Source organism: Epilithonimonas tenax DSM 16811, assembly GCF_000428485.1.
Classification (GTDB): domain Bacteria; phylum Bacteroidota; class Bacteroidia; order Flavobacteriales; family Weeksellaceae; genus Epilithonimonas; species Epilithonimonas tenax.
Window position 1 is genome coordinate 104,622 of the sequence record NZ_AUAA01000004.1, and the last position, 12,918, is coordinate 117,539.

Below are 12,918 nucleotides of genomic sequence, written 5' to 3' on the forward strand. Positions count from 1 at the left end.
CATAGAGAATCACCTTGGATCACGGTTCATTGTCTGGGATTTTCATCCTCGGACTTTAAGATCTTTTTCATCAATCAATAGTTAACAGTGCTTTATTTTTTTTATGAATATCTGTTATTTTTCATCTTGTTTAATTTAATGCAAGGGTCAAACAAATATTTTTCAGAAAGAACACAAGGCGTTGTCAACGTTGTGAAAAACCTTTTTACTCCTAGTGGTGAAAAATGAGCATAAAATTTCACAATCAGTTTTCATTGATGACAAATTGCGGACAATCATTTTTAAGTTAAAATTAATCTCAAAAAGAAAGCCAAGATAATTCCAATAAAAAATCCGTCATCACTGGTTGTGAGACGGATTCTTAGTTAAAATCGATTGAGACTTTATCTCACTTCCTAAAAGCTGTAATTAACCCTCACAAATACATATCGACCATTTTGTCCAAACTGAGAAGTATTTCTAGAATATTCAAATTGATTGTTGTTGGACAAGTCAATGGTTGAAATACCTCTTACATAATCGGATGGCAAGTTACCCAGCAATGGAATGACGTTACCTGGTCCTGGCAAAATTCCTGTAGGACCGGAGGCGCCTGTATCACCTGTTTTGAAGTAGCGATATTTACCATCTGTGCTAGGTGTAAATGCCTGTTGTGTTTTCAGGTTTTTATCTGGGTAGATATCAAAAATATTATTAGAACCTATTGTGAATTTTAAATGGGTATTGACAGTGTAAGAAACGGACAAGTCTGTGATGGTTCTTGCAGACCAGGTCGGATGTTCTGTTTGAACAAAGGCGCCATTGATCCAATTTCCTGCAACATAACCATCTCCATTCACATCAGCAAGGTTAGGATCTGTTACTTTACCAAAATAGCTTTGTCTCATAAAAATATCCCACTTTTTAAAACTTAAAGTGTTCATGAGGTTTGCCTTCACTCTTGGCACCGCTTCCTCCATATAGATTCGGGTAGCTTCGGAATAGTACTTGTTGATCTGTCCGCCATCAGCTAATATTTGAGAGCCGTGTATATCACCCACTCTACTGGTTTTGGAGAAAGTTCCCGCGATACTCGTGCTTAATGTAAATTCTTCAAACTTAAATTTGTTGCTCAATACCACATCCAATCCACGCGACTGTGTATCTACAGCATTACTGAAAAACGTCGCAGTATTGGCATTGGCTTCATTGAATAAAGTGGTGAGTTGTGGTGTGGAAGGGGTGAAACCATCGGTTAAAACGACTCTGTCTTTTATTTTGATGTAGTACCCATCTACTGCCAAAGTTAAATTGGTGTTGGGGAATTTGTAGGTTGCTCCCAAACTGTAGTTGTTAGATTCCTCTTGTTTTAATTTGGGTATACCAAGCAGATTGGCAACATTCGAGACATTGGTGAATGTTCCTACTTCAAAAGGGTTACCTCCAATAAACTGAGTGGCAGTAGAGCTGTAATAGATTTGAGCCAAAGAAGGCGCTCTGAATCCTGAGGAAATGGCGCCTCTGATATTCAGGTTTTTAGTTGCTTTGACTCGGGTTGCAAATTTATAATTGAAAGTAGAACCAAAATCCGAGTAGTTTTCATAACGCAGAGCACCACTCACCAAAAGCCAATCGGTAATATCCAATTCGGTATCCAGATAAGCTGCATAAGACTTTCTGCCTTCATTGACTTGATTTGTAGGCCTGAATCCTGGGAAAACCTGTGCGCCACCAGGCCTGAAATTTCCAAAAAAATCGGTGGGTCTTAAATTGTTTGTAGATTCTGACGCGGTTCCTCTGTAAATGCTCCCATCGCTATTGTATGTCGCATAAGATGCTTCTTCTCCTGCTTTGATGAGGTATCTTTCCAAACGCATTTCACCTCCAAACGCAACATTGAGACCACCCAGAACATCTACTTTTTTCACAAAATCCAAATTGGTGGTGTTTTGGTGGAATTTCAATTTACCGGCATAAAAAGACGTGGGAGAGTTGACTCCCATTGTCACGTTGGCTGTGTTTTCTATGTTGTATTCAAAAAAATTGGTTCCCCAGGTATTGCTCAGATCGTAATCTAAGCCCCATATTTTTCCTTTCAGCCCTCCTGAAGCAGAGTAATCTACGACGGTGGAGCCAATTTCTGGTAAAAATCCATCAGGATAAATGGAGGTGGTAGACCTTGCCTGATCTGGCCTTCTGAAAAATCCTGCCGAATTACCATCTCGTTTACTGTAGCCACCAAAAACGTAGAACTTATGATTTTCATTAATGGGATACTCAGAGTTTACAAAGAATTGGGTATTGGTCAATTTTGATTGTCCCACTCTCATATTAAAGTTCCTTCTTTCCAGTCCTCTGGCTGCCAATTCGTTTGCGGAAGTATCGGTCGGCGAACCATTTGTTTTCAAGGCAGCCTGCATCGCTGCAATGCTGTTCGCTCCTTGGATGGCTGACTGTTGTGCAGCTGAGAAAAATCCTATTTGCGAGGCACTGGATTTCATAATACTCAACATATTGGCCTGCTCAGTAGCAGATAGGGCATTGATATTGGAAAACATAGCGCTAAGATTCTTGCCATTGGCCAGTGCCACTCTTTCTATGGAATTATAGGCATTGAAAACAGTCCCATTATAGTCTGTTGCTCTGCTGGTGTCATCTCTCCATCCAAAATTTCCAGTGATATTAACGAAGCCTTTTTTTGCTATTTTAAAGCCATAATTGGCATCCAACTGCGTCTTGGTGCCATCCCAGCCACCTCTGTGATCGTTAGCACCTCTGGAAGCAAATCCTCCGCCTGTTAAAGAAAGGTCTAATTTTCCAGTATCTTTTTTCATCACTACATTGATCACGCCTGCAATAGCATCAGATCCGTACTGAGCGGCAGCACCATCCCGTAACACCTCTATCCGCTCAATCGCAAATGCAGGAATCGCATTCAGATCTGTTCCTACGGATCCTCGGCCTGGTGAACCGTTGACATTCACCAATGATGAGGTGTGTCTTCTTTTTCCGTTCAGCAACATTAAGGTTTGATCCGGGCCTAGTCCTCTCAGTTGAGCGGGATCTATATGGTCTGTTCCGTCGGCTACCGTAGTGGTATTGGAGGTAAAAGAGGGCGCAACATAGTTGAGGATTTGTGTTAAATCTGTTTGAGGTGCAGAAGTTGCAAGATCCTTCATACTCAATACATCAATAGCGACAGGTGAATCTGTTACGATTCTGCTTTTGTTTCTGGAACCTACTGTGATTTTAACTTCTTCTATTTCTTTAGATTTTATAGAGTCTTTGACGTCTTGTGCATAAGAGAAAGATGCTACAGATGATAAGGCACCGAAAATTAGAATTTTTTCAAAATAATTTTTCCACATAATTTGTTGTTTTTATTAATAACAAATGTACTTTTTTTTATCAAATCACAAAAAAAAATGAATTTTATTTGTGATAAAAATTAATATTATACATTTGTGTTGCTGATAAATCATTGTAAAATGGTGTATGGTGTAATGCTGTGTTTTATGATAAGGTGTTTTTGTCAGGCTGTTTTAGTCACTTATTTTGAAGTTTTTGGAAGTTAAAACATCTTAAAATCATGCAGAAATATGTAGCAAGATATCTTGTCAGGATATTATATCTGTTTTAGACAATAGAAAAGCAGCAAGCTTTGATTGAAAAATTTTAGAAATTAATTGGTCAGAGTTGCATACCTAGGTAAAACAGTCATATCCTTTTAGGAATGTTCATTTTAATAAAAAAAAAGACATTTGTGGTGTCTGTTTTTTTATGCGCAGAGTGCCTGTCACATCTGGGAAATTATTTTTTCTTTTTCCTTTTTAGGGGAAACAGTTTTGTGATTTTCCTATCGATGTGTTTTGTCAATTCAAAAAACGTAAATGGATTTTCGGATTTATCTTTAGGTGAAATTTCAAAATTTAAACTTTTTATGGCGTCGAGCTGAATACAACAATTTTCAGGATTTGTCCAGAATATTAAATTATTGCAGCCTTTTAATTGTTTGGATAAATCGTTTCCGCTTCTATATCTAACAAACGGTTTTGTATAAGTCTTATTAAATGTCTTTTTATTAATGTAACCACTTCCGTTTTCGTCAATGTTTAATCTGTTTTCATCGATGTTTGCGAGAACTAAATTAATCTCTACGTTATACTTATTAGGAACTGTTATTTTTAAAGTTGGAGAATAAAAATAGATATTAAAATAAAGCAGACTCAAGCTAAAAAAAAACAACAGGTGAGATGATAGAGCATATTTTTTGAAGCTCAGATTTAAAGTTTAAGCTAAAATTCAACAAGCGATCAAAATTCCAAGAAGCAAGATGATTCCAAAATAATAGCCTGGAAAAAACATTCCTCCAGGAAATTCCATAATTTGCATTTCTGATATGATGAGCAGCATTATAGTTGAAATTCTAAAAATTCTTTTAATTATAAGGTCTGACATACTCTTGATGATGAGTTGTCGATTAACGACTTTTTGAATTTTCTAATTTGTTCTGAATTTCTTACTGTTTTGTAAGCGTCCAGTTGCCTGTAAGGTTACCGTTTTTCCAGGTTCCTTTTTTATCTTTTAAATTGCCATAAAGAATGAATGTGTAGCTGTCTGAAATGGCCGGCTGTAAAGTACCATCGTCATAAACGTAGCTTGCCATGCCCTCATTATTCTGTCCGTAAGTTCCAGTGATAGTTCCAGCTTTTGAAACACTTATGGTGAGAGAACCTCCTGCATTACCAGAATAGTTGCCTACCCATTTGCCTATAAAAGGTGAAGTATGGTTTTCCTGTGCCTGATGTTCATAATAGTTATCCGTGATCTGATCACAGGAGATCAAAGTATAGAATGCGACAAAAAGTGAGAGGAGGGTTTTGGTTTTCATTGGTAGTTGATTAGTTTTTCAAATGTATAAAAATTGTATACCAATATTGTCTCAAGAATTTGGATTAAGATTAAGAAAATTCAAAAAAATACTATCTTCGCAAGCATGAAATGGCCGTGATTCAAAATGCGAAACGTCACTGAAATTGGCGATTGCACAAGACCTTTAAAAAATTAATAAAACCTTACTTGTGAAAACAAATCAAAAATCTGCTGCCATTGGTTTCATTTTTATCACACTGCTGATAGATATTACAGGCTGGGGAATCATCATTCCTGTAGTTCCGAAACTGATAGAAGAACTGATCCACGCGGACATCAGCGAGGCAGCCAAGTATGGTGGCTGGCTAAGTTTTGCTTACGCCTTCATCCAGTTTGTTTTCTCACCATTCATAGGAAACCTGAGTGACAAATATGGACGCCGGCCAGTGATCTTGCTGTCGCTCTTTGGATTCTCTGTAGATTATATTTTTCTGGCTTTGGCACCCAGTATCTGGTGGCTTTTTATTGGGCGCATCATTGCCGGAATTACCGGCGCCAGCATCACAACTGCGAGTGCTTACATTGCGGATATCTCAAATGACGAAGACCGTGCGAAGAACTTCGGAATGATTGGCGCTGCCTTTGGTATTGGGTTTATCATCGGGCCTGTATTGGGCGGCGTTTTGGGTCATTATGGTTCCAGAGTGCCTTTCTATGCCGCGGCGGTTTTATGTATGATCAATTTTATATATGGCTACTTCGTGTTGCCGGAAAGTCTCACCAAAGAAAACCGACGGGAGTTCAGCTGGAAAAGAGCAAACCCAGTCGGATCCTTCAAATTCCTGAAAAAACATCCCGAGATCTCAGCGCTTACCACGGCTCTAATCCTGATCTATATTGGCGGACATGCGGTCCAAAGCAATTGGAGTTTCTACACGATGTACAGATTCAGTTGGGACGAGCGTATGGTGGGGATTTCCCTCGGCGTGGTTGGTTTGCTGGTTGGACTAGTGCAAGGTGTTTTGATAAGATGGATAAACCCAAAAATTGGTGATCAGAAAAGTATCTTTTATGGATTGATGCTCTACGCCATAGGAATGCTGCTGTATGCTTTTGCGACTGAGGGTTGGATGATGTTGGTGTTCACGATTCCTTATTGTTTGGGTGGGATTTGTGGTCCGGCATTGCAATCGATCATTACCAAAAATATGCCGTCCAATGAGCAAGGTGAACTGCAAGGGGCGCTCACAAGTTTGATGAGTGCAACTTCTATCATTGGACCTCCGCTGATGACCAATCTGTTCTATTATTTCACACACAAAGAGGCGCCTTTTCTGTTTCCGGGAGCACCGTTTTTCCTCGCTTTTCTTTTGTTTGCAGCAAGTATCTATTTCGTTTATATCAGTTTTAAGGGGAAGAAAGAGCGTTGATAAAAAATCTTTTTGTGATAAAATTATGACAAACAAATGTCTGTTAGATTTATAAACTTTGCTTAATTTTGTCAAATGGAATTGAGTATTGGAGAAATGCTGATGATTGCGTTGGCAATTGTTGTTTTGTTCGGACCAGATAAATTGCCCGAGATCGCAAGAGGTCTTGGCGAAGGCGTGCGTAAGATGCGTGGCGCGGTGGACGATATCAAAACCGAAATTATGAAGGAAGCAGATCACCCGCTTTCCGAAATCAAAAAAGAGATCGATAATGTGAAAAAGTCGGCCCAGGACTATAATCCTTTGGCCGACAAACAATCTGTTCCTGCTGCCCAGGAAACCCCCAAAGTAGATCTTTCCGAAGACGAATCCCACGAAGGACCTGTAAGCCGATAACCGATGAACGGATTCATAGAAAAAGACCAGCAGCTTCTTCTTTTCCTCAATGGATTGGGCAATGCTGCCTTTGATCCTTTTTGGCTCACAGTGACCGGAAAATGGTTCTGGATTCCGTTTTATGCCATCTTACTGTATCTGCTCTACAAAAGTTATCCGCTGAAAAAATTACTGTTTGTCCTCATTTTCATCACCATCGGTATCACAATTTCCGATCAGTTGGCAGGCATCTTCAAACATGGTATAGAGCGGTTCAGGCCTTGCCATACAGATGCCTTGATTTCTCATATGCGGATGGTGATCTGCGGCGGGAACTACGGATTTTATTCATCACACGCTTCAAATTCCTTTTTCCTTTTCAGTTTTCTCACCATTATGATTGGGAAAAAGTACAGATATCTGCCTTACATCTTGTTCGTCTGGGCCAGTATAGTTTCTTACAGCAGGATTTATCTCGGCGTTCATTTTCCTTTTGATATTGCCTTTGGGGCAGCGGTAGGATTTTTGCTGGGTGGTGTCATTGCGAATCTTGCCAAGCGATCTGTACGTCAACAGCCGGCCATTTAATTCAGTTTTTTTAAGAAGCTATTTGACTTCATCGATTGCTAAATTTTTATTTTTTTTTAGAAGCAATTCCCGCTATACACTGTATCTTTTTTGTCAAAGATGAAAGGTTATTATTAGACATCTGTCAAGACAAAAAAGGATGCCGTTTCTATCGGGGCTACGGGTTTTGGCCACCCAATTACTTTTTCCCTTTTTACAGACCACTCATTGTCGAATAAGGAAAAGAACCATTGGTCTCTTATCAGTCCTCATTTGTAAAATCAGTCGTTGTGGTAAGGTTTTCCTTGTAATATCGTAGCGGCGCGGTAGATCTGTTCTACGAAGAATAAGCGGATCATCTGGTGTGTAAAGGTCATTTTGGACAAAGATATCTTCTCATTGGATCTCTGGTAGATCTCCTCAGAAAAACCATAGGCTCCGCCTACCAGAAAATTAATTTTCTTCACAGAGCTTCCCATCCAGAAATCTATTTTTTCAGAGAATTCGCGGCTCGTGAACTGTTTTCCCTTTTCGTCCAGAAGAATGGCGAGTTCATTGGACTCCATTAGATTCAGGAATAATTTCGCCTCTTCCTTCTTCACTTGATCCGGTGTCAGGTTTTTAGCATTCTTGATATCAGGTATTTCGATCAGTTCAAAATTCCAGTGTTTCGGGATCCGGGGGAGATAATATTTGATGAGAGAGATGATTTCCTTGTCATCTGTTTTCCCAATGCAGATCAAATTAATACGCATTTACTATATTTGTACGGCAAAGATAAATGAATGGCAAAAAAAATACAGCGTTTTTTCCTTAATATCAAAAACTTTTTCGACGGGATTCATATTCCTGTTTTGGGAATTTCTCTGTGGAGGATGTTCTCTATCTATTCTGATGCGATTTTTAAAAACCCTTTGGGGAGGCAGGCAGCCAGTATTTCCTGGAACTTTTTCCTGAGTCTTTTCCCGATGATTCTTTTCTTTTTATCAGTTTTGCCGTTTATGCCGCATTACGATAAGCTTCAGTTTTATATTTTCGAAGTATTGATGCCAAGGGTTTTTCCTTCACATATGCAAAGTGATGTGACGACATACATCCAGGAAAGCATCATCCCGAATATGAAATCAATCAGTAATCTGACCATCCTGTTATCCTTCGTTTTCGCTACCAATGGTTGTTTTACTTTGATCAACGGATTTAATAGGAATACCGAACTTTCGAGAACCTTTGTGAAAGAATATCTTCTGGCAATGCTGGTGACAATCTGTTTCCTGACGCTTGTCTGTCTTTCTATATTTGGTATCTATTACAGTGAGGTCGTATTGAAACTGTACACGCCTACTTACGATATTGGCTGGTTTACCAAGAACCTGACGAAGATTATCAGTTTTGTGTCCTTTCCTTTGTTTTATTTTGTATTGTTAGCCTTATTCTATTGGGTGGGTTGCCTCAAGATTACAAGGATAAGAGAAGCGTTTCCAGGTGCCATCTTGACGACTGCATTATTCGTGATCCTTACTTACCTTTTTGCAATCTATGTCGCTAATATTGCGAGATACAATGTCTTGTACGGTTCCATCGGCTCTATTATTCTGGTCATGGTTTGGGTTAATGTGAATGTTTTCTTGGTTCTAATGGGGAATGAGCTCAACCTCGCGATCAAAAAAGTGAAGCTGGAAAAGATCGTGCGGGATGAGATGAGAACGCTGAACGAAATTAATTAAAGGATTTTTGGTGTGATACTAAGCGAGAATTATTATATTTACAATACTTAAAAGCAATTAACACCAAAATATAAAATCATGGCAAAAAGTCAGGACGCAAAAAAAACGACGAAAAAAGAAGCTCTTAAAACTCCAAAGGAAAAAAAAGAAGCTAAAAGAGAAAAGAAAAACGCCACCAAAAGAGATTAAAAAAAGCCCCCTCTCCATAGTTTTAGAAGGGGGTTTTTACGTTTCACGGGAGTAGATATTCAATTCTTATAAACGTTTTACTTTGGAGACACCATTGATGCTTTTCAGCTGTTTGAAGGTCTCTTCCAGCTGGCTTTTGTTCTTCACTTCAAGATTGATATTGCCGGTGAAGATACCATCGTTGGAGGAGATGCTCATACTCTTCATATCCATATTCATAGATCCGCTGATGACCGCCGTAATGTCATTGATCATCCCGATTCTGTCCAGGCCTTCGATCTCTATTTTCACCCTGTTTTTAAAGCTCTCGGCATTGACCCATTTGGCCTGCAAAACCCGGTAGTCATAATTGGCTCTCAGGTTGATAGCGTTGGGACAGCTTTCGCTGTGGATTTTGATCCCGTCAGAAATGGTAATGAATCCAAAGATTTTATCTCCCGGAATGACCGTGCAGCATTTTGCAAAAGAGTAATTCAGTTTTTCCTCATCTTTCCCGAAGACAATCATATCCAGATTGGAGTCTGCTTTGTCTATGAAATCTTCTTTATTAGAGGTTTTTCTGAAGCGTTGGAACAAATTGCTGAGAATGCTTTTGCCGTCTGCATATCGTTTAATGTCGCCAATGTCGAAAGTCCCGTTCTGGAAACCAAGAAAAAGATCCTGAGAGGTTTTTAGATTGAGTGATTTCTGTAAACCATTGATCTCCTCGTCTGAGAAATTCAGTTTTGCGTGGCGCATTTTTCTCTGAAGAATTTCTTTTCCCTCGGCTGTGTTTATGTTTTTTTCAGAATTAAGGATATTCTTAATCTTTGATTTGGCTTTGGAAGTTACCACAAAATCCAGCCAATCTGGCTTAGGTTTCTGATTCTGGGAAGACAGAATATCGATCTGATCTCCATTTTGAAGTATGTAGCTGATGGGAACCAGTTTTCCGTTGATCTTCGCACCAAGACATTTGGTCCCAAGGTCTGAATGGACGGAGAAGGCAAAGTCCAGGGCAGTTGCGCCTGTAGGAAGAATCTTGATCTCACCTTTTGGCGTGAAGACAAAGACTTCTTTGGAGTAAAGATTTAATTTGATATTGTCAAGAAGCTCAGATGTACTCAGGTTTTGCTGTTGTTCCAGTACATCTCGGATCTCTGACACCCAATTCTCAAATCTTTGGTCATCGTTGTTTTTGCGGTATCCTTCCTTGTATTTGTAATGTGCTGCGACGCCTTTTTCTGCGATCTCGTTCATCCTTTCAGAACGGATCTGCACTTCTATCCATTTTTTATCAGGACCCATCACGGTAAGGTGAAGGCTTTCATAACCTGTAGATCTCGGTTGTGAGATCCAGTCACGCATTCGAGAAGGATTACTTTGGTAAAGATCTGTTACGATAGAATAGATTTTCCAAGCCAGAAATTTCTCATTTCGTGGATCAGATTTATATATAATACGGATCGCATAATTATCATAAACTTCCTCAAAGGTGACGTTCTGCTTCTGCATTTTACGATAGATGGAGCTGATGGCTTTTGCCCGTCCTTTGATCGTGAAATTGAGGTTCTCTTCTTTCAGTTGTTCAGAAACTTCTTTGGTAAATTCTTCCACGTATTTTTCACGGAACTCTTTTGCTGTTTCTAGTTTGGTCAGGATCTCGTTGTAAACCTCAGGATTATTGTATTTGAGAGAAAGATCTTCGAGCTCAGATTTAATAGAATACAGTCCGAATCTGTGGGCAAGTGGTGCGTAGATGTACGCGGTTTCCGAAGCTATTTTTTTCTGCTTTACGGGATGCATACTGTCCAGGGTCCGCATATTGTGCAATCTGTCTGCGATCTTTATGAGAATCACACGGAAATCCTCGGAGAGCGTTAATAGAAGCTTTCTGTAATTCTCCGACTGCACGGAGATATTCTGCTGATTCATCACAGAGATCTTTGTGAGCCCGTTGACAATATCTGCAATGGTTTTACCAAATATTTTGCTGAGGTCTTCGTAAGTGTATTCAGAATCTTCTATGACGTCGTGAAGTAATGCGCACGCAATACTGGTGGCACCCAAACCCACTTCGTTAGCGACAATTTTTGCAACCTCAATAGGGTGATAAATGTAAGGCTCGCCCGTTTTTCTACGCTGGTCTTTGTGCGCATCCAGAGCAATGTCAAAGGCTTTTCTGATCAGTTTGTTCTGTTCCTCATCCAACGTTCTGTATGTGTTGTTGATGAGGTCTTTATATCGGGCAAGGATTTCCTTGTTTTCTTTTTCTAAATCGTAAATCATCGGCTAGTGTTATCTCATAACGAATATATGAAAAATTAAAGCCATTGTCAAGAGATATTTTTCCATGATGGCATTAAGTTCTATCCATAAAAATTTGTGATGGTGCTGTCTTATAAATGGTAGATGTTGTATTTTTTTTATGATTTTTTAATGTTTTGCCCTTTTGAATTGAGCGTGTAACTTAAAATGATTTAAAATCTCATCTTTATGTTTTTTCAAAAGCAACGATAATAGGAATCCTTTGAACGCGAGAATCTGTATTTTTGCAGAGATGTTTCAGAAGTTTTATAAAATGACCATTCCGTTTTATACCGTTTTTCTGCTGTATTTGATGTTTGTCGGATTCGGGAGAAGTCAGTATGATACGAATATTGTACGACTTGTTCCGATGTTTTCTACAATAGATTTTGTGACAGAGACCATTCGTTGGAAAACCATTATCATTAATCTTTTTGGTAATGTGATCATGTTTGCACCATTCGGATGTCTTGGGCTTGTCTTTCCTGCACTCAACGGTTTTAAAACCCTGATTGTCAACTTTCTTTTTGTAATCATTTTAGTTGAAAGCCTTCAGTATTTCACACGTCTCGGTGTATTTGACGTCGATGATATTATTCTCAATACACTTGGTGTGGCCATCGGATTTTGGATTTATAAACTAATGAACTTGGATCATCCATCAGCCAGAATTTGACCACTGCGAACGGTTATTTATTCAGTTCTTTGGCGCGATTTTCGGCAGCAAGAATTCCTTTTTTTAGGATTGCTTTTAATTCGTTTTTTTCGAAGGTTTCCAATGCAGCTTCTGTGGTGCCGCCTTTGGATGCGACATCTTTTATTAATTCTTCCAGAGATTTGTCAGAATTGTTGATGAGATGGTAAGCGCCCAACATGGTTTGTTTTACAAAAAGTTTCGAGAGGTTTTCATCGATTCCCATTTCTGTTCCTGCTTTTATCATGGCGTCTATGATGTAGTAGAAATACGCTGGTCCGCTTCCGGAAAGTGCCGTCACGCCATCCAGAAGACTTTCATCTTCCAAGTAAACGGAACGTCCAGTAGAATTTAATAACCTTTCAACATTCATTAATTCTGAAAAAGAAATCCCTTCAGCAGCCGTGTAACCAGTGATTCCCATTCCCAAAAGAGTGGGAGAGTTGGGCATCGCACGAACCACAAATTTATGATGCAGAAGTTTCTGAATGTTCTCGATAGAAATTCCCGCCATTATTGATAAAACCAAAGATTGATCCGAAATTTTAAATGGTAGATTTTCTGCCACAAAACCGAAATCCTGAGGTTTCACAGCGATGATGATCAGGTCTGCTTCCAAACTTTTGATTTCCTCAAATGTGGAGATGTCAGAGTCGGGGAAAGCTTCTTTTAATTTAGATTTTTTATGCTGATTTCTAATAATGAGTTGGAGGTTTTGCGGTTTTATCAATTCATATTTCAAGAACGATCTTGAAAATGAGATTCCCATATTTCCGGCTCCTAAAACGGCGATTTTCATTTG

General features: G+C 39.1%; 10 protein-coding genes. 5 read left to right on the forward strand and 5 right to left on the reverse strand.

Annotated features, from left to right (window positions below; all coding sequences use genetic code 11):
- Positions 1–395: 395 nt before the first annotated feature.
- Both F564_RS0103270 and F564_RS18635 read right to left on the reverse strand, forming a co-directional pair.
- Positions 396–3,347, reverse strand: a complete 2,952-nt coding sequence (locus F564_RS0103270; RefSeq protein WP_028121347.1) for a TonB-dependent receptor plug domain-containing protein — start codon at positions 3,345–3,347, stop codon at positions 396–398.
- 1,151 nt (positions 3,348–4,498) lie between these two features.
- Complete coding sequence (locus F564_RS18635) at positions 4,499–4,870, reverse strand: hypothetical protein (RefSeq protein WP_051259550.1); 372 nt, start codon at positions 4,868–4,870, stop codon at positions 4,499–4,501.
- A 190-nt stretch (positions 4,871–5,060) separates the two neighbouring features.
- On the opposite strand from F564_RS18635, the gene F564_RS0103290 reads away from it, so the two are divergent.
- From F564_RS0103290 to F564_RS0103300, 3 genes are all read left to right on the forward strand, one after another.
- Positions 5,061–6,281, forward strand: a complete 1,221-nt coding sequence (locus F564_RS0103290) for a TCR/Tet family MFS transporter (RefSeq protein WP_028121349.1) — start codon at positions 5,061–5,063, stop codon at positions 6,279–6,281.
- A gap of 75 nt (positions 6,282–6,356) precedes the next feature.
- Positions 6,357–6,677 carry a Sec-independent protein translocase subunit TatA/TatB gene (locus F564_RS0103295; RefSeq protein ID WP_028121350.1) on the forward strand — a complete coding sequence of 107 codons (321 nt, stop codon included), beginning with the start codon at positions 6,357–6,359 and terminating at the stop codon, positions 6,675–6,677.
- A 3-nt stretch (positions 6,678–6,680) separates the two neighbouring features.
- Positions 6,681–7,244: a phosphatase PAP2 family protein gene (locus tag F564_RS0103300; RefSeq protein WP_028121351.1), complete on the forward strand. Its 564-nt coding sequence runs from the start codon at positions 6,681–6,683 to the stop codon at positions 7,242–7,244.
- Positions 7,245–7,504: 260 nt separating this feature from the next.
- On the opposite strand, the gene F564_RS0103305 is transcribed toward F564_RS0103300, so the two are convergent.
- Positions 7,505–7,978 carry a 23S rRNA (pseudouridine(1915)-N(3))-methyltransferase RlmH gene (locus F564_RS0103305; RefSeq protein ID WP_028121352.1) on the reverse strand — a complete coding sequence of 158 codons (474 nt, stop codon included), beginning with the start codon at positions 7,976–7,978 and terminating at the stop codon, positions 7,505–7,507.
- A 30-nt stretch (positions 7,979–8,008) separates the two neighbouring features.
- On the opposite strand from F564_RS0103305, the gene F564_RS0103310 reads away from it, so the two are divergent.
- A complete protein-coding gene (locus F564_RS0103310) occupies positions 8,009–8,947 on the forward strand; it encodes a YihY/virulence factor BrkB family protein (protein WP_028121353.1) in 939 nt (312 codons plus the stop codon).
- Positions 8,948–9,202: 255 nt separating this feature from the next.
- Here F564_RS0103310 and F564_RS0103320 read toward each other — a convergent pair whose 3' ends face one another.
- Positions 9,203–11,404 carry a RelA/SpoT family protein gene (locus F564_RS0103320; protein WP_028121354.1) on the reverse strand — a complete coding sequence of 734 codons (2,202 nt, stop codon included), beginning with the start codon at positions 11,402–11,404 and terminating at the stop codon, positions 9,203–9,205.
- 241 nt (positions 11,405–11,645) lie between these two features.
- Here F564_RS0103320 and F564_RS0103325 point away from each other — a divergent pair, with 241 nt between their 5' ends.
- Positions 11,646–12,098 carry a VanZ family protein gene (locus tag F564_RS0103325; protein ID WP_316928787.1) on the forward strand — a complete coding sequence of 151 codons (453 nt, stop codon included), beginning with the start codon at positions 11,646–11,648 and terminating at the stop codon, positions 12,096–12,098.
- 13 nt (positions 12,099–12,111) lie between these two features.
- Here F564_RS0103325 and proC read toward each other — a convergent pair whose 3' ends face one another.
- Entirely contained in the window at positions 12,112–12,915 is an 804-nt protein-coding gene (gene proC / locus F564_RS0103330; RefSeq protein WP_028121356.1) for a pyrroline-5-carboxylate reductase, read from the reverse strand.
- Positions 12,916–12,918: the final 3 nt, after the last annotated feature.